Here is an 18117-nt window from a genome sequence, read left to right on the forward strand (position 1 = left end):
CTGACTTACTCGTTGCCCTCACCGGCTTCCGCCTTGTTGCCTTCAACCGGCTTTGACGGCTTGCGCAGACGGATATGCAACTCACGCAGCTGCTTCTCATCCACTTCGCCCGGCGCCTGGGTCATCAGACAGGTGGCACTCTGGGTTTTCGGGAATGCTATAACGTCACGGATGGACGAAGCGCCGGTCATCAGCATGACCAGGCGATCCAGGCCGAACGCCAGACCACCATGGGGCGGGCAACCAAACTTCAGGGCATCCAGCAGGAAGCCGAACTTGGCGCGGGCTTCCTCTTCACCGATACCCAGAATACGGAACACCGCTTCCTGCATTTTCTCATCGTGAATACGGATAGAACCGCCGCCCAATTCAGTGCCGTTCACCACCATATCGTAGGCGCGGGACAACGCGTTGGCGGGGTCTGCGGCCAGATCTTCCGGACTACAGGACGGCGCGGTGAACGGATGGTGAATTGCGGTCAGGCCGCCGTCCGGAGTTTCCTCGAACATCGGGAAATCGACAACCCAGAGCGGCGCCCACTCGGAAGTCAGCATGTCGAGATCGTGACCGATCTTGATCCGCAGTGCGCCGAGGGCTTCATTGACCACGTTGGTTTTGTCCGCGCCGAAGAACACGATGTCACCGTCTTCGGCACCCACGCGCTCCATGATAGCGAGCGCAACGTCATCACCCAGGAACTTGATGATCGGGGATTGCAGGCCTTCTACGCCCTTGGAGAGGTCATTGACCTTGATGTAAGCCAGCCCTTTGGCACCGTAGATGCCTACAAACTTGGTGTAGTCGTCAATCTGCTTGCGAGTCAGCTCGCCACCTTTCGGTACGCGCAAAGCGGCTACACGGCCTTTCGGATCTTTTGCCGGGCCCGCGAATACCTTGAAGTCCACGCCTTCAACCAGATCGTTCACATCCAGCAACTCAAGCGGGATCCGCAGATCCGGCTTGTCGCTGCCATAACGCTGCATGGCCTCGGCATAAGGCATCTGCGGGAAGGACGGAAGCTCTACATCCAGAACATCCTTGAACAGCGAACGGATCATGTCCTCGTTCAACTTCATCAGGGTCTCTTCGTCAATAAAAGAGGCCTCAATGTCCACCTGGGTAAACTCCGGCTGACGATCCGCACGCAGGTCTTCATCCCGGAAACACTTGGCAATCTGGTAGTAACGGTCGACACCAGACACCATCAGCAGCTGCTTGAACAGCTGCGGCGACTGCGGCAGTGCGAAAAAAGAACCCTCATGGGTACGGCTCGGCACCAGGTAATCCCGCGCACCTTCCGGCGTAGCACGGGTCAGGATGGGCGTTTCCACATCCATGAAGCCGTTGCTGTCCAGATAGTTACGGATGTAGCTGGTTACCCGGGAACGGAAACGCAGGCGGTTGATCATTTCCGGGCGACGCAGGTCTACAAACCGGTAGCGCAGACGCACGTCCTCGCCAACGTCGACATGCTCATCCAGCGGGAACGGCGGGGTCGCTGCGGCGTTCAGAATGCTCAGCTCCTTGCCCAGAAGCTCAACCTGCCCGGTCGGCATGTTGTTGTTTTCTGTGCCAGCAGGACGGCGACGCACCCGACCGGTTACCTTGATCACGAACTCGCTACGGACTTTTTCCGCAAGCGCAAAGCTCTCAGGGGTATCAGGATCCACAACCACCTGAGACATACCATCCCGATCCCGCAGATCCAGGAAGATAACCCCACCGTGGTCACGACGGCGGTGTACCCATCCGCAAAGTGTGACTTCCTGATCGATGTAGGATTCGTTGATCCCACCGCAATAATGACTGCGCATACCGGTTCCCGTTACGTTTAATGTGTTCAAATATGGTGCGTGTTCTGGATCGCTTGAAAAATGGTGCGACCATAGCGGAAAAGCCGCCCATTATAAACACAATGGCGGTGAAAATCAGGCGTGCGAGCACGCAAATCAAGCGGTCGGATGACTGCCGGTTGGCAGCCGGCTAGAATGCTTCTTTTTTACCAGCAGATGGAGTCTGAACTTGGCCACCAGAGCGGAGCAAAAACAGAAAACCCGGCGGGCACTGATGGATGCGGCGCTCTCGCAACTGAGTGCGGACCGGGGCTTTGGCAGTCTGAGTTTGCGGGAGGTTGCTCGGGAAGCCGGCATCGCCCCCACGTCTTTCTACCGGCACTTTGCCGAGCTTGATGAACTGGGCCTGGCTCTGGTGGACGAAGGCGGCGTTGCATTAAGGCAGCTGATGCGTCAGGCCCGCAAGCGGATTGCCCGTGATGGTGGCAGCGCCATTTCCACTTCTGTAGAAACCTTCATGGAGTACCTGGGCAACAATGCCAACCTGTTCCGGCTGATGCTTCGGGAAAGGACCGGGGTCTCCAAGCCTTTTCGGACAGCCGTAAAGGCCGAGATTGACCACTTTGTGACCGAACTGGCCGATGACCTGCGGCGGATCGCCGACGAGCAGAACAAGCCCCTCTCAGAAGCCAGACTGGTGGCTGAGGCCATGGTAACGCTGGTCTTCAACCAGGGGGCAGAAGCGCTGGATGCAACCGCTTCCGAACGTGATGAGCTGAAGGCCAAGCTGAAAACCGAGCTCAGAATGATCCTGGTCGGCTCCCAGACTCTGGCGAAACGCAACTGACCTCACTTTCGAACTAAACACCGGCCTCAAGCTCAGCAAGAACCGGGGCCAGTCTTGAGCGAACCTGCTCCAGCTCCTCATCAGAATAAGCAACCGGCGCCTGCTTGCCCCACACAGGGCCCGGCCAGGCCGGGTCGCCTTCGAACCGCACGATATGGTGAAGATGAAGCTGGGGCACCATGTTGCCAAGGGCTGCGACGTTCATCTTGTCGCCGCCAAAGACACCCATCATGGCTTCGCTGAGCGCGGAAGACTCGCGGACCAGCTGGTGCTGCTGGTCCGCCGACAACTGGTAGATCTCACGGATGCCGGCGACCGCCGGCACCAACAGCACCCAAGGCCAGGTGCTGTCATTCATCAGTCGGATTTCACAAAGCGAGCTGCTTCCGAGGCCAATCGTGTCAGCCTTCAGTCGCTCGTGTAACCGGAAAACTGCCGGTTCGCTCATACTCATCCTCCGATTATCTGGGTTTACTCGGAGTGGAACTGGGTGCGGCCACGGCCAATGGCGTAGTAAATGAGGCCGTAGCGATCCAGCATTTCCGGCTCGTAGAGATTGCGGCCATCAAAGACCACAGGTTCACGAATGGTCGCAGCAATGGATTCGAAGTCTGGGGACCGGAACTCTTTCCACTCGGTGCAGATAGCGAGAACATCTGCCCCTTTAAGCGCCTGCTCTTTCGTGCCGCACAGGGTCAGGCCTTCCTGATCACCGTAGATTCGCTGGGTTTCCTCCATGGCCTCCGGGTCGAAAGCCTGTACCCTGGCGCCGGCTTTCCAGAGATCTTCCATCAATGTGCGGGAAGAAGCTTCGCGCATATCGTCGGTATTCGGCTTGAACGCCAGCCCCCAAAGCGCAACGACCTTGCCATTGAGATCACCACCAAAATAGTGGCTGATCTTGTCGAACAACACGTGTTTCTGGGCGTAGTTGACCGATTCAACCGCATTCAGCAAGCGTGCTTCGTAACCGCAGTCGCTGGCGGTTCGGGCCAGGGCCTGAACATCTTTCGGGAAGCAGGAACCGCCGTAACCGCAACCAGGGTAGATGAAGTGATAGCCAATCCGCGGGTCGGAACCAATGCCCCGGCGCACGGCTTCGATATCAGCGCCCAGTCGCTCTGCCAGGTTGGCGATTTCGTTCATAAAGCTGATTTTGGTGGCCAGCATGGAGTTGGCCGCGTACTTGGTGAGCTCTGCGGACCGCAGGTCCATAAAGATCATGCGGTCGTGACTGCGGTTGAACGGGTAATAGACCTCTCTCAGAAGCTCAGCCGCGCGCTCGCTATCAGTCCCGACAACAATGCGATCAGGCTTCATGAAATCGTTGATGGCCGCCCCTTCCTTGAGAAACTCGGGGTTGGACACCACGTCGAAATCCAGTTCCAGGCCACGACGGTCCAGCTGGGCACGAACCGCCGTCCGGACCTTGTCGCCGGTGCCGACCGGCACCGTGGACTTGTCAACGACTACCTTGTAGTCCTCCATGTATTCGCCGATGGAACGGGCTACCGCGGTTACATACTGGAGGTCGGCAGAACCGTCTTCGTCCGGGGGCGTACCCACGGCAATAAATTGGAGTGTGCCGTGACGAACGGCATCTTCGGTATCGGTTGTAAAGGAAAGGCGGCCTGCCTCAACGGTGTGCTTTACGATATTGTCGAGGCCCGGCTCATAGATGGGAATCTGGCCATTCTTGAGCTTTTCAATTTTGCCCTGGTCCACGTCCATACAGAGAACGTCGTGGCCAACATCCGCCAGGCAAGCACCAGTAACCAGGCCAACATAACCGGTTCCAAAAATCGTTATTTTCATCCTTTAAATCCCGATACAAATACAGAAAAGTTATTGGGTGTCGTCAGCTTTTTTCTTCTGCCAGATCGCTTCCCAGGCCAGGGCTGTGCCGACAATGGTATCCAGATTGTCGTAGTCCGGCTGCCAGCCCAGGGTCTGGCGGATAAGTGTGTTGTCTGCCATCAATGCTGCCGGGTCGCCGGCGCGGCGGCCGGTTTCGGTGACCGGAAAATCAACGCCGGATTGCGCCTTGACCACATCAATCACTTCCCGGACCGTAAAGCCGCGACCATAACCGCAGTTCATGACCTTCGAATGACCACCATCTGCCATGTAGTCCAGCGCCATCACGTGGGCCTTGGCCAGGTCCTCCACGTGGATGTAGTCGCGAATGCAGGTGCCGTCCCGGGTATCGTAATCGGTGCCGAAGACACTCATGCCTTCCCGCTGTCCCGTCACGCACTCACAGGCGACTTTGATCAGATGCGTGGCTTCAGGTGTGGCCTGCCCCAACAGCCCTTCCGGATTCGCGCCTGCCACATTGAAGTAACGGAGAATCACATAATTGAGGCTGGAGGCTGCGGCCAGATCCATGATCATCCGCTCGCTCATCATCTTGGACGCGCCGTAGGGGTTGATCGGGGCCAGCGGCAGATCCTCGGTGAGCACCGTCTGCTCGGGCATACCATAGACAGCCGCGGTGGAGGAAAAAACCATGTACGGCACTTCGTGCTTTTCGACCGCTTTCAGGAGGTTCAGGGTATTGCGGGTATTGTTGCTGTAGTACTTCAGGGGGTTGGCGACAGACTCCGGCACCACAATATTGGCCGCGAAATGCAGAACCGCCTCAAACCGGTGACGGGAGAACAGATCTTCGATTGCCGCTTCATCGGCCAGATCCCCGACCACCAGTTCGCCGGCGGTGACTGCCCAGCGGTAGCCAGTGGAGAGGTTATCGAAAACAACGATATCGTGACCGGCCTGGCCCAGCTGACGGACCACGTGACTGCCAATATATCCGGCTCCGCCGGTAACGAGGACTTTCATAGGCGAAAACTACTCCTTCCCTGAATTCTGTTTGCGCAGACGCCGGATCTCTGCCCGTCGCCAACTGAAAAACTCACTGATCACCTGGCTACACTGATCTGACAAGACGCCGCCAACGGCGGTCACGTCCCAGTTCAGATGGGGCTCTTCGAGTGTCCGGCGTGCAGACTCTATTGCACCGGCCTTGGGCTCACGTGCCCCATAGACAAGCCGACTGATTCTGCCGTGGACGATCGCACCCACGCACATGGTACAGGGCTCCAGAGTAACGTAAAGCGTGGCATCCGGCAGCCGATAATTGCCCACCCGGGCGGCGGCATCGCGCAGCGCCCTGATTTCGGCATGGGCCGTGGGATCGCAACCGGAAATCGGCGCGTTAAAACCCGCGCCGATTTCCTTGCCATCCAGAACCACCACGGCACCGACAGGCACTTCGCCCTTTGCTGCAGCCTCACCAGCCAGCTGGAGCGCGCGATTCATCCAGCGCTCGTCTTCCGGCGTCGCCTCAGACATCGGACCGGCTCACCCGTCGATTATTCCCACTCGATGGTTGCCGGCGGCTTGGACGAAACATCGTAGGTCACCCGGGATACACCGGTGATCTCATTGATGATCCGGTTGGAAACGGTCTCAAGGAGATCGTAAGGCAGATGCGCCCAGCGGGCGGTCATGAAATCGATGGTTTCAACAGCACGAAGAGCCACCACGTATTCATAGCGGCGGGCGTCACCTACCACGCCTACCGACTTGACCGGCAGGAATACTGCAAAGGCCTGGCTCGTCTTGTGGTAGAAATCCGCACGGTGGAGTTCCTCCAGGAAAATGGCGTCGGCGCGGCGCAGGATATCGGCATATTCCTTTTTCACTTCACCGAGAATACGCACGCCCAGACCCGGCCCCGGGAACGGGTGGCGGTACACCATGTCGTAGGGCAAACCAAGCTCAAGGCCGATCCGGCGCACCTCATCCTTGAACAGCTCCCGCAGCGGCTCCACCAGCTTCATTTTCATGGTTTCCGGCAAGCCACCTACGTTGTGGTGGGACTTGATCACATGCGCCTTGCCGGTCTTGGAAGCAGCGGACTCAATGACGTCCGGATAGATCGTGCCCTGAGCCAGCCAGTTCACGTCCTTGATGTTGGCCGCCTCGTCGTCAAACACATCAATAAAGGTGTTGCCAATTATTTTGCGCTTTTGCTCCGGGTCACTGACACCTTTCAGCTTCGACAGGAACAGATCTTCCGCATCGACCCGAATGACCTTTACGCCCATGTTGCTGGCGAACATGTCCATCACCTGGTCACCCTCGTGCAGACGCAGGAGGCCATTGTCCACGAACACGCAAGTCAGCTGATCACCGATAGCACGATGCAGCAGGGCCGCCGTTACGGATGAGTCCACGCCACCAGAAAGGCCGAGCAAAACCTTGTCACTGCCGACCTGTGCACGAATCTGTTGAACCGCATCATCCACAATCTTGGCCGGAGTCCAAAGGGCTTCGCATTTACAGATAGTCAGGATGAAATGCTCAAGAATTCGCTTGCCCTGAAGGGTATGGGTTACCTCCGGGTGGAACTGAACGCCGTAGAGATTCCGGCTGAGATCCTGCATTGCAGAAATCGGCGCACTCTCGGTTGAGGCCAGCAATTCAAAGCCTTCCGGCATTGCTACAACCTTGTCACCATGGCTCATCCAAACATCCAGAAGGGATTCGCCGGCCGGCGTCAGGTGATCGGTAATATCCGCCAACAGCGGGCCCTTGGCGCGAACCTTTACCTGGGCATAGCCAAACTCACGCTTTTCGGAACTGGCTACGCGGCCTCCGAGCTGCTCCGCCATGGTCTGCATGCCGTAGCAGATGCCGAGAATCGGGATACCGCGGTCAAACAGCCCTTCCGGCGCCCGGGGACCGCCCAGCTGAGTTACCGACTCCGGACCGCCTGCAAGAATAATCCCCTTCGGATTGAACTCATTAAGCTCGTCATCGGTGATATCGAACGCTTTGATCTCACAGTAAACGCCGATCTCGCGAACACGGCGGGCAATCAGCTGGGTGTACTGGGAACCGAAATCGAGAATCAGGATGCGGTGGTCGTGGATGTTCTGGGCCATGGAGTCCTCGGGGCTGAATAAACAACGCGGCCCTCTGGGGGCCGCGTCTGGTAGGGCAATGGTTAACCGATACGGTAGTTGGGCGATTCTTTGGTGATGGTCACATCGTGCACATGGCTCTCACGCATACCCGCGTTGGTGATGCGCACGAATTCAGGCTTAGTGCGCATTTCTTCCATGGTGGCGCTACCGGTGTAGCCCATGGCAGCCCGCAGGCCACCAACCAGCTGGTGAACGATGTTACGCATCGGACCTTTGCAGGCAACGCGGCCTTCGATGCCTTCAGGAACCAGTTTCTCGATACCCTTACTGGCGTCCTGGAAGTAACGATCGCTGGAGCCCTGCCCCATGGCGCCGATGGAACCCATGCCACGATAGGCCTTGTAACTGCGGCCCTGGAACAGCTCCACTTCGCCAGGTGCCTCATCGGTACCTGCCAAAAGGCTACCGATCATGACGCTATGGGCGCCTGCGGCAATGGCTTTGGCAATATCACCGGAGAAACGGATACCGCCGTCGGCGATTACCGGGACTCCGTGCTCTCTCAGCGCTGCGGCCACGTTGGAAACCGCAGAAATCTGGGGCACACCAATACCCGCCACAATACGGGTGGTGCAGATGGAACCGGGGCCAATGCCTACCTTTACTGCATCCGCGCCGGCTTCCGCCAGGGCGAGCGCCGCGTGTGACGTGGCGATGTTGCCGCCAATCACCTGCACATCGGGGAAATTCTTCTTGATAAAGCGCACGCGCTCCATCACACCACGGGAATGACCGTGAGCGGTATCCACCACGATCACGTCGACCCCGGCTTCGGCCAGTGCGGTAATGCGGGCTTCGGTGTCGCCACCGGTGCTCACGGCCGCGCCAACTCTCAAACGACCCTGATCGTCTTTACACGCCAGCGGGTAATCTTTCGCCTTCTGGATATCCTTGACCGTGATCAGGCCGCGCAGCTCGAAGTTATCGTTAACGACCAGAACCTTCTCGATCCGATGGCGATGCAGCAGCTCTTTCACTTCCTCGAGACAGGCGCCTTCCTTGACCGTAACCAGCTTTTCCTTGGGCGTCATGATATCCCGAACCAGCGTGTCCATCCGGCTTTCAAAACGGATGTCGCGGCCAGTGACGATACCGATCAGGTCGTGGCCGTCCACCACCGGAAGACCGGAGATGCTGTTCGCCATGGTGATATCTACCAGTTCGCGAACCGTTGTCTCGGGCGAAACTGTAATCGGATCCTTCACCACGCCACTCTCGAACTTTTTGACCTTGCGGACGGCTGCCGCCTGTTGCTCAACGGTCATGTTCTTGTGCATGATGCCGATACCGCCTTCCTGAGCCATGGCGATGGCCAATTCTGCCTCGGTAACGGTATCCATGGCGGAAGACAGAAGAGGAATGTTGAGGGTGATACCCTTGGTCAGCTGGGTTTGCAGGCTAACCTCGTGGGGCAGCACTTCTGAATATCCGGGAACCAGCAGAACGTCATCAAATGTGAGGGCTTCTTCGGCAATTCGCAGCATTGGGATCCGCCTTTTGATCGTGCTAAGTTGGGAATTTCCGTGCCGTACCCGCGGCGGTACGACAAAGCAAAATCCTTAATCGATCTATTATAATGGGGCTCTCGAAGACAGTAAACCGGCCCTTTTTTAAGGTTCGATTGCATCTTTTTGAAATTTCGCTATTTTTACCCTCCCTCTTTTCGGCTATTGCGTATGTATAACGACGGATCAGGACCGGCGACGCCGCATCTTCAGGACACCCGCCCCCGGGCACTCAGCGTCAGCGAGCTCAACCACCAGGCCAGACATCTTCTGGAATCGAGCTTTATGCAGGTGTGGGTGGAAGGTGAACTCTCCGGACTTTCTCGCCCCTCGTCCGGCCACTGGTATTTTTCCCTGAAAGACCGGAAATGCCAGGTGCGATGCGCCATGTTCCGGGGCATGAACCAGCGCATCCGCACACCACCGAAAGAGGGCGATCAGGTCCGGATCCGCGGCAAGGTCACTCTTTACGAGAACCGCGGCGACTTCCAGATTATCGTTGAACACGTCGAACCTGCGGGGCTCGGCGCCCTCCAACAGGCCTTCGAGGAGCTCAAGCGGAAATTGCTGGCCGAAGGACTGTTCGAACAGGCCAGCAAGAAACCGCTGCCCTCACTGCCCAGGCACATCGGTGTCGTCACTTCACCCACCGGCGCCGCGATCCACGACATACTCACCGTTCTCGCCCGGCGGTGCCCCGCTATACCCGTAACGCTCTACCCCACTGCCGTTCAGGGCAAGGCGGCGACCGCTGACATCGTACGAGCCATCGAAGCCGCACAGAACCACGGCGTTGCCGATGTCCTGATTATCGGCCGTGGCGGTGGCTCTCTGGAGGATCTCTGGTGCTTCAATGAAGAAGCGGTCGCCCGCGCGATTGCCGCTTGCCGGATCCCCACGGTCAGTGCGGTTGGTCACGAGGTCGATGTAACCATTGCCGATTTCGTGGCTGATCTTCGGGCCCCGACGCCCTCCGCGGCCGCCGAAAAGATTTCGCCGGACCAGTCAGACTGGCTTAAACAGCTAAGAGACCGGGAATTCCGCCTGTCCAACGCCATGGGCCTGGCCATGAAGCGCCTGGGCACCCAGCTCGGACATCTGAGCGCCCGGTTGCGCGACCCAAGAAGGGAGCTTCTGGAGAAAGCCCAGCGAATGGATGAGCTGGAACTGCGCCTCCGAAAAGCTATTCGACAGCGCCTGACAACCGTTGGCGTGCGCAATGATCACCTGCGCCAGAGACTGGTCATGCAGTCGCCACACCGCCAGCTCTCGGATAGCCAGGACGCGCTGCGGCGCGTGAGCGAGCGATTGGTTTCGGTAATGCAGCAGGACCTGAAACAGCGTCGCGACAACCTGGAACATGCGGCGCAGACTCTGAATGTGGTCAGCCCCCTTGCGACCCTTGGACGGGGTTATTCCATCGTGCGCGACAACAACGGAATCATTATTAGGGATGCCACAAACGTTAATCCCGGCGACACCATCTCAGCCCACGTTGCACGGGGTGAAATGACTGCGAAGGTGACTTCGGTCAAATCTGCAGAAGAAACTGGCCCCTAGAGCCCCAAGACTAAGCCAATGGTCTACTAGTCCATGATTTCAAACGGCCTAAAGTTGTCAGGAAACGTATTAAAACAACAACAGGCACGATGAGGTGGAATGTATGGACTACCACTCAGAGTTCCGGCGGTCGATAGACAAACCGGACGAATTCTGGCGTGAACAGGCGGAAAAAATTGACTGGATCGAACCGCCGAAAACCATCTGGCAGCCAACCGACAATGGGCACGGGCAGTGGTTCCCCGACGGCACTCTGAACACTTGCGATGTGGCACTGGATGCCAACATCCGTGCAGGGCGTGGCGACCAGAAAGCCCTGATCTACGATTCTCCGGTTACCGATACCCAGCGCTCCTACACCTACAACGAGCTGACCGATGAAGTGGCCCGGTTCGCTGGAGCCCTCAAAGACCGTGGCATCACCAAGGGCGACCGGGTCATCATCTACATGCCGATGATTCCGGAAGCCGTCATTGCAATGCTCGGCTGCGCGCGAATTGGCGCCATTCATTCTGTGGTCTTCGGCGGCTTTGCAGCCCATGAGCTTGCGGTTCGCATCGATGACGCCAAACCGAAGGCTGTGATTACCGCTTCCTGTGGCATCGAAGTCACCCGTGTGATCGAGTACAAGCCCCTGGTCGACAAGGCCATTGATCAGGCCAGCCACAAACCGGAAACCTGCATCGTTTACCAGCGCCAACAGGCAAAGGCCGAACTTCAGGCTGGCCGTGACCACGACTGGAACGAATTGATGGAAACGGCCGAACCAGCCGACCCGGTGCCCGTCAAATCAACAGACCCGCTCTATATTCTTTACACTTCAGGCACCACCGGTAAACCCAAAGGTGTGGTGCGCGACAACGGTGGTCATGCGGTTGCGCTGAACTACAGCATGAAGCTGGTCTACGACGCCAAACCCGGCGATGTTTACTGGGCTGCCTCTGACGTTGGCTGGGTCGTCGGCCACAGCTACATCGTCTACGCGCCATTGTTTGCGGGTTGCACGACCATCATGTACGAGGGCAAGCCGGTGAAAACACCGGATGCCGGCGCCTTCTGGCGAGTGGTTCAGGATCACAAAGTGAACATGCTGTTCACTGCCCCGACCGCATTCCGGGCCGTCCGCAAGGAAGATCCGGAAGCAGACCAACTTTCACGCTACGACATCAGTTCACTGAAAAGACTGTTCCTGGCCGGCGAGCGACTCGATCCCGCCACCTATGAGTGGCTGAAAGAGCACACTGGCCTGCCGGTTCTCGACCACTGGTGGCAGACCGAAACCGGTTGGGCCATTTGCTGCAATCCGGTGGGAATCGAGTTAATGGCGACCAAACCAGGTTCGGCAACCGTTCCCTCCCCTGGCTACAACGTGCAGGTAGTGGACATGAACGGCAGCCAGATGCCCGCCGGCGAGCAGGGTCAGATTGCTGTAAAACTGCCACTGCCACCCGGCTGTATGATGACAGTCTGGGGCGACGATGAGCGATTCCGCAAAACCTACCTGGAACCGATATCGGGATTCTACAGCTCCGGCGACGGCGGCTTCATTGACGATGACGGGTACGTGTTCGTTATGGGCCGTACCGATGACGTTATCAATGTCGCTGGCCACCGGCTCTCTACCGGTGAGATGGAGGAAGTCGTCGCTTCCCACCCGGCCATAGCAGAGTGCTGCGTCGTGGGTGCGCACGATGATATGAAAGGGCAGATCCCCATAGGGCTGGTTCTGATCAAGGACGGCGCAACCATCGACCATGACGAACTGGAAGACGAGCTGGTGGAGATGGTTCGAGACAAGATTGGCGCCATCGCCTGTTTCCGCCGCGCCCTGGTGGTTGATCGCCTGCCCAAGACCCGTTCCGGCAAGATCCTCAGACGGGTCATCCGCCAGATTGCCGATGGCGAGGAATACTCGGTGCCCAGCACCATTGATGACCCTGCCATTCTGGAAGAAATCAGCGAGCAGTTCCGCCGCTGACAGAGCCACCGTGAAAGCTGCCCGCCCCGCCCGAACCGGGGGCGGGCAATTTCTGCCCAATCAAATCCCAACCTGTTGTTTTTGCCGGCAATAAAACCTTCACGAAAGCTGCAAAAATTTCGTTGACGCCCCCCAAAGTCGGTCTATACTGAAATTGCTGTGAAAATACAGCGGTATTTGGTGAATGCGTTTCAACGTCCTGCCGAAGTGCTCTTCGTTGCCCCTTCCTCAGTACTCTCTGGATTTCTCAGCAACGATTCCATGTGGAATTTTGAAGGTCCCGTGAGGGCAAATTACAGAAAGACAGGAAAGATCAATGTCCGATACTAAAACCGGCCACGTTAAGTGGTTTAACGAGTCCAAAGGCTTTGGCTTCATTGCTCAGGACGGTGGCAGCGACGTGTTTGTTCACTACAGCGCAATCAATGCAAGCGGTTTCCGCACCCTGACCGAAGGCCAGCAGGTGCAGTTCACCGTAACACAGGGCCCGAAAGGCCCGCAGGCGGAAAACGTTACCCCGGTCTAAGGGTATACGCTCCGTCCTTTGCCCCTCACGGGCATCGGAAAACCAACAAGCCGGCATTCGTGCCGGCTTGTGTCGTCAGGACGGCAGGTTTTTCAGGCACCCGCCGCTTCAGGTTCCGCTTCCGTCTCAGGCATTTCGATACCCACTGCCTGGGCGACTGCCGAAAACAGGGCCTGCAAGGTGGCAGATGTCGTGTCTTCGGCCAGTGCCGCAGCGCTGCAATGCATACCGCTTGCGGTCAGGCGAATACAGGCCAGTGCGTTGGCATTGGTGCCCTCACCCAGCGCAAACTCGTCGTAAGCCTCGACAGCAATGGAGATACCAAAGCGCTTCTCCAGCGCCTCAGATACAGCCTCCACTGCGCCCAGCCCATGGCCATCCAGACGAACCGGCGATGCATCGCGACCCACCGACACCTCGGCATGCACACCCTCTTCGTCCCGATGCAGGTCGTAGGAGCGCAGCGCCCAGTCGGCGTGGACTTTCAGATAGCGATCCTCGAACAGGCGATGAATGGTCAGCGAGTCAATCTCGCCACCGTTGGTTTCCGCCTCTCTCTGGACCACCTTGCTGAACTCGATCTGCAACCAGCGTGGCAGACTGATGTTGTAATCCCGCTCCAGAACATAGGCGACACCGCCCTTGCCAGACTGACTGTTGATGCGAACCACTTCCTCATAGCGGCGACCAACATCGAACGGGTCGATGGGCAGATACGCGACGTTCCAGGTTTCGCCATCCTTTCGGCGCGCCAGACACTTGCGAATGGCATCCTGATGGCTGCCTGAGAAGGCGGTGAACACCAGTTCGCCGGCGTAGGGATGGCGTGGATGGGTGGAAATCTCCGTACAGGCCTCAACCACTTCGGTGATCTCTGCCATGCCCGACAGATCCAGCGTGGGATCAATGCCCTGGGAGTACAGGTTCATGGCCATGGTCACCAGATCCATGTTGCCGGTGCGCTCACCGTTGCCCATCAATGTGCCCTCGACCCGATCGGCCCCTGCCATTACCGCCAATTCGGCGGCGGCCACGGCACAGCCGCGATCATTGTGAGTATGCACGCTGATGCTGATGTGTTCACGGCGCTGGATGTTGTCGCAGATCCACTCGATCTGGTCCGCAAACACGTTGGGTGTCGCCATTTCAACGGTGGCAGGCAGGTTGATAATCATCGGCTGGCCCTCTTCCGGACGCCAGACCTCACTCACGGCATCAATCACTTCCGCGGCGAAATCCAGCTCGGTACCGGTAAAGCTTTCCGGTGAATACTGGAACGTCCACTCGGTCTCCGGGTAGCGCGCGGCGATGTCACGAACCAGTTTGGCACCATTGACGGCAATGTCCCTGATACCGTCACGATCCAGACCAAACACCTGCTCCCGCTGAACCGTGGAAGTAGAATTGTAGACATGCACGATTGCCTTTCGGGCGCCGGCCAATGCTTCATAGGTACGCTCGATCAACTCAGGACGAGCCTGGGTCAGCACCTGTATCTTCACATCCTCGGGGATGCGATTTTCTTCAATCAGCTTGCGGCAGAAGTCGAAATCCGGTTGGCTGGCAGCGGGAAAGCCAATCTCGATTTCCTTGAAACCCAACTTCACCAGCAATTCGAACATCCGCGTTTTCTGGGCAACAGACATGGGCTTCACCAGTGCCTGATTACCATCCCGAAGATCTACGGCACACCAGGTTGGCGCCTTCTCGATGACCTTGTCCGGCCAGCGACGATCGGTTTTGGCAACAGGTTTGAACGCAACGTATTTGCGATGATCGAAAGCCATGCGTGTAATTCCTTGCGGTTTCAGAAGTGAATTCTTTGATGGGTACAGGTTAACGCGAAAAAGCTGGTATTTGATTGCGAACTTGAGCGGGGAAGCGTATTTTCTAACCTATAAATTGCCTGATAAACGCCATTCTTGGAATTTTATGACCGAAAACAAGAAAACCCTCGCCAAAATTGACAAGATGGACCGCCGAATCCTCGAACAGATCCAGCAGGATGGCTCCCTGACCAACCAGGAGCTGGCTGAGAAAGTCGGGCTATCACCTTCGCCCTGTCTCCGTCGTGTGCGGGCACTGGAGGATGCCGGTATCATCGTCAGAACCGTCACCATTCTGGACCACAAGAAACTTGGCCTTTCTCTGACGGCGATCATCCTGATTGGCATGGATCGGCATACGCCCGAGCGTTTCGCGGCCTTTGAAGAGCAGGTTGCAGAGTACCCGGAGGTGCAGGAGTGCTATCTGATTACGGGCCAGGACGCCGATTACATGCTGAAGGTGGTGGTACCGGACATGGACCATTACCACCATTTCCTGCTGAACCGCATTACCCGCATTCAGGGCGTCAGCGGCGTGCACTCCAGCTTCGTGCTCCGGCGAGTGATCGACAGTACTGCCCTGCCATTGGGGTACCTTTCCTGACTCAGGCGACGAGCTCGCGGACGTAAGCCCTTGCCATACATTTGAGCTCCTCCACCAGTTGTCGACCCTGGGCGTCGGGCAGAGTTACCGCCAACCGGAGGACAGTGCCGGCGGACCTTGGCAACAAAAGGCTTGCGGTCCAGCGCCGATCATCAGGAATCCGGGGACACTCCTCTTTGAGTTTCCGATCCAGATCGCGGGCGTTGGTGTACAGCTCTCTCAGATCCAGCTCCCTCAGCTCAGGCATTGCCTCTACACCACTCCAGATCGCCGAGTAGGCGGGCTCGTGGCGATAGAACTCATAAAACTGATCGATGAGAACGTCTACCGCATCGCTGAGATTCAGTTCCTGCAACCGTTCCCGCAGAGCCCGCTCCATCTTCTCCACGTGCTGTTCGGCAATGGCATGGACGATGGCCGCCTTGTTGGGAAAGTAGCGGTAGAGAGAAGCCAGCGACATGCCCGATTGTCGGGCAATGGCTGACATGCTCGCAGCATCGACACCGGTCTCATGAAAAATGGCGGCGGCATGGCGAAGGATGGTGTTAACGCGCTCCCGGCTGCGGGCCTGAACCGGCCGGCGCCGCGGGGCGACATCAATAGATTCGTCGGTCATCATCTGTACCTTGTGCAACAGGCTCCGTACAATAATGGCCACTTTACGACAAATAAAGGCTCCGGCGGGCCAACCGCCGCCTGTCCATTAGTCTAACACTTCAGATTTATTACAAACGGAAGACACGATGCGAGCAAGCCGCTACCTGATTGCCACCCAGAAAGAGACCCCCGCCGACGCCGAGATCATCAGCCATCAGTTGATGTTGCGTGCCGGCATGATTCGCAAACTGGCCGCCGGGCTATACACCTGGTTGCCAATGGGCCTGCGTACCCTGCGCAAGGTCGAGCGAATCGTTCGCGAAGAAATGGACAAGAGTGGCGCTCAGGAAGTGTTGATGCCTGCGGTCCAGCCGGCCGAACTCTGGGAGGAATCCGGACGCTGGACCCAGTACGGCGGCGAACTGCTGCGAATGAAAGACCGTCATGGCCGTGATTTCTGTTTCGGACCGACCCACGAAGAGGTCATTACCGACCTGATCCGGAATGAGATCAGCAGCTACAAGGAGTTGCCAGCCAACTTCTACCAGGTTCAGACCAAATTCCGGGACGAGCGTCGCCCCCGGTTTGGCGTGATGCGCGCCCGGGAATTCCTGATGAAGGACGCTTATTCCTTCCATCTGAACGCCGAGTCCCTGAACGAAACCTACGAATTGATGCACCGCACCTACTGCGCCATTTTCGACCGTTTCGGCCTGGATTACCGTGCGGTACAGGCGGACTCCGGGGCCATTGGTGGCAGCGCATCCCACGAGTTTCACGTGCTTGCATCTTCAGGTGAAGATGACATCGTGTTCAGCACCGGGAGCGATTACGCGGCCAACATCGAGAAAGCAGAAGCAGTAGCCCCGAGCGGCACCCGCCCTGCTCCGGTCGAGGAAATGAAGGAAGTCGCCACGCCGGACCAGAAAACCATCGACGCGGTATCACAGCTGCTGGGCATTGACGCCACCCGCACGGTCAAAACCCTGCTGGTGAAGGCGGAAGCCGACGAAGACGGCAGCTCCGGGCTGGTTGCACTGGTTCTGCGGGGCGATCACACCCTGAACGAGATCAAGGCCGAAAACCTGGCCGGCGTTGCCGAGCCTCTGACCATGGCCACCGATGAGGAAATCGAACAGGCTGTCGGCTGCAAGCCCGGATCTATCGGACCGGTAAACCTCAACGTGCCCGTCATTGTGGACCGCAGTGCCGCGCATCTGGCGGACTTTGTTTGCGGCGCCAACCGGGAAGGCTTCCACCTTACCGGCGTGAACTGGGAGAGAGACGCTGCGCTTGAACGGGTGGAAGACCTGCGCAACGTGGTTGAGGGCGACCCCAGCCCGGATGGCAAGGGCACTCTGGAGATCCGGCGCGGCATTGAAGTGGGCCACATCTTCAAACTTGGCAACAAGTACAGCACTGCCATGAACGCCACGGTTCTAGATGAGAACGGGAAAACCGTGATTATGGACATGGGCTGTTACGGCCTGGGTGTTTCCCGGGTTGTTGCCGCAGCCATTGAACAGAACCACGATGAAAACGGCATCATCTGGCCCGATGCCATTGCGCCTTTCCAGGTGGCCATTGTTACCCTGAACGCCCATAAGTCACCAACCGTTGCCGAGGCCGGAGAAAAGCTTTATGAACAGCTACGCCAAGCCGGTTACGATGTGCTTCTGGACGACCGAAAAGAGCGCCCTGGCGTGAAGTTTGCCGATATGGAATTGATTGGTATCCCGCACCGGTTCGTGGTTTCCGAGCGTGGTCTGGCAGCCGGAACCCTGGAATACAAAGGCAGAAAGGATGCGGAAAAACAGGATGTCCCGGTGGCTGAAGCGCTGCCATTCCTGGTCAACGCATCGCCCCGAAAAGGGCTCTGATCGCTGT

Annotated in this window: 15 protein-coding genes; 6 read left to right on the top strand and 9 right to left on the bottom strand. The window is 57.8% G+C overall.

What is annotated here, in order from left to right:
- Window positions 1-5 precede the first annotated feature (5 nt).
- Window positions 6-1814, bottom strand: a complete 1809-nt coding sequence (gene aspS, locus BM035_RS00455) for an aspartate--tRNA ligase (RefSeq protein WP_092029767.1) — start codon at window positions 1812-1814, stop codon at window positions 6-8.
- Window positions 1815-2022: 208 nt separating this feature from the next.
- On the opposite strand from aspS, the gene fabR reads away from it, so the two are divergent.
- Window positions 2023-2640 carry an HTH-type transcriptional repressor FabR gene (fabR, locus tag BM035_RS00460; RefSeq protein ID WP_008169141.1) on the top strand — a complete coding sequence of 206 codons (618 nt, stop codon included), beginning with the start codon at window positions 2023-2025 and terminating at the stop codon, window positions 2638-2640.
- Between the two features lie 13 nt (window positions 2641-2653).
- On the opposite strand, the gene BM035_RS00465 is transcribed toward fabR, so the two are convergent.
- The 6 genes from BM035_RS00465 to guaB all read right to left on the bottom strand — a co-directional run bounded on the left by BM035_RS00465 (window position 2654) and on the right by guaB (window position 9118).
- Window positions 2654-3088, bottom strand: coding sequence for an HIT domain-containing protein (locus BM035_RS00465; RefSeq protein WP_175497313.1), 435 nt, complete (start codon window positions 3086-3088; stop codon window positions 2654-2656).
- Between the two features lie 23 nt (window positions 3089-3111).
- Window positions 3112-4455 (bottom strand): UDP-glucose dehydrogenase family protein, encoded by a 1344-nt coding sequence (locus tag BM035_RS00470; protein WP_092029770.1) that lies wholly within the window; start codon window positions 4453-4455, stop codon window positions 3112-3114.
- A gap of 30 nt (window positions 4456-4485) precedes the next feature.
- Complete coding sequence (gene galE / locus BM035_RS00475; protein ID WP_092029772.1) at window positions 4486-5481, bottom strand: UDP-glucose 4-epimerase GalE; 996 nt, start codon at window positions 5479-5481, stop codon at window positions 4486-4488.
- Window positions 5482-5490: 9 nt separating this feature from the next.
- Entirely contained in the window at window positions 5491-5994 is a 504-nt protein-coding gene (tadA, locus tag BM035_RS00480; RefSeq protein ID WP_088557063.1) for a tRNA adenosine(34) deaminase TadA, read from the bottom strand.
- Window positions 5995-6014: 20 nt separating this feature from the next.
- A complete protein-coding gene (gene guaA, locus BM035_RS00485; protein WP_092029774.1) occupies window positions 6015-7592 on the bottom strand; it encodes a glutamine-hydrolyzing GMP synthase in 1578 nt (525 codons plus the stop codon).
- 62 nt (window positions 7593-7654) lie between these two features.
- Entirely contained in the window at window positions 7655-9118 is a 1464-nt protein-coding gene (gene guaB / locus BM035_RS00490) for an IMP dehydrogenase (protein ID WP_062782608.1), read from the bottom strand.
- 192 nt (window positions 9119-9310) lie between these two features.
- Here guaB and xseA point away from each other — a divergent pair, with 192 nt between their 5' ends.
- From xseA to BM035_RS00505, 3 genes are all read left to right on the top strand, one after another.
- On the top strand, window positions 9311-10699 hold the full coding sequence (gene xseA / locus BM035_RS00495; RefSeq protein ID WP_092029775.1) for an exodeoxyribonuclease VII large subunit: 1389 nt from the start codon (window positions 9311-9313) through the stop codon (window positions 10697-10699).
- A 103-nt stretch (window positions 10700-10802) separates the two neighbouring features.
- On the top strand, window positions 10803-12677 hold the full coding sequence (locus BM035_RS00500) for a propionyl-CoA synthetase (RefSeq protein WP_092029777.1): 1875 nt from the start codon (window positions 10803-10805) through the stop codon (window positions 12675-12677).
- A 316-nt stretch (window positions 12678-12993) separates the two neighbouring features.
- Window positions 12994-13203 (top strand): cold-shock protein, encoded by a 210-nt coding sequence (locus BM035_RS00505; protein ID WP_008169155.1) that lies wholly within the window; start codon window positions 12994-12996, stop codon window positions 13201-13203.
- Between the two features lie 92 nt (window positions 13204-13295).
- On the opposite strand, the gene leuA is transcribed toward BM035_RS00505, so the two are convergent.
- On the bottom strand, window positions 13296-14990 hold the full coding sequence (leuA, locus tag BM035_RS00510) for a 2-isopropylmalate synthase (RefSeq protein ID WP_092029779.1): 1695 nt from the start codon (window positions 14988-14990) through the stop codon (window positions 13296-13298).
- Window positions 14991-15135: 145 nt separating this feature from the next.
- On the opposite strand from leuA, the gene BM035_RS00515 reads away from it, so the two are divergent.
- Window positions 15136-15633, top strand: a complete 498-nt coding sequence (locus tag BM035_RS00515; RefSeq protein ID WP_008169158.1) for an Lrp/AsnC family transcriptional regulator — start codon at window positions 15136-15138, stop codon at window positions 15631-15633.
- A gap of 1 nt (window position 15634) precedes the next feature.
- Here the strand turns inward: BM035_RS00515 and BM035_RS00520 are convergent, their stop codons facing one another.
- Complete coding sequence (locus BM035_RS00520) at window positions 15635-16249, bottom strand: TetR/AcrR family transcriptional regulator (RefSeq protein ID WP_041646252.1); 615 nt, start codon at window positions 16247-16249, stop codon at window positions 15635-15637.
- Between the two features lie 127 nt (window positions 16250-16376).
- On the opposite strand from BM035_RS00520, the gene BM035_RS00525 reads away from it, so the two are divergent.
- Window positions 16377-18110, top strand: a complete 1734-nt coding sequence (locus BM035_RS00525) for a proline--tRNA ligase (protein WP_092029780.1) — start codon at window positions 16377-16379, stop codon at window positions 18108-18110.
- Window positions 18111-18117 lie beyond the last annotated feature (7 nt).

Origin of the sequence: Marinobacter sp. DSM 26671, assembly GCF_900112835.1 — a bacterium.
In the GTDB taxonomy this organism is placed as follows: domain Bacteria; phylum Pseudomonadota; class Gammaproteobacteria; order Pseudomonadales; family Oleiphilaceae; genus Marinobacter; species Marinobacter flavimaris.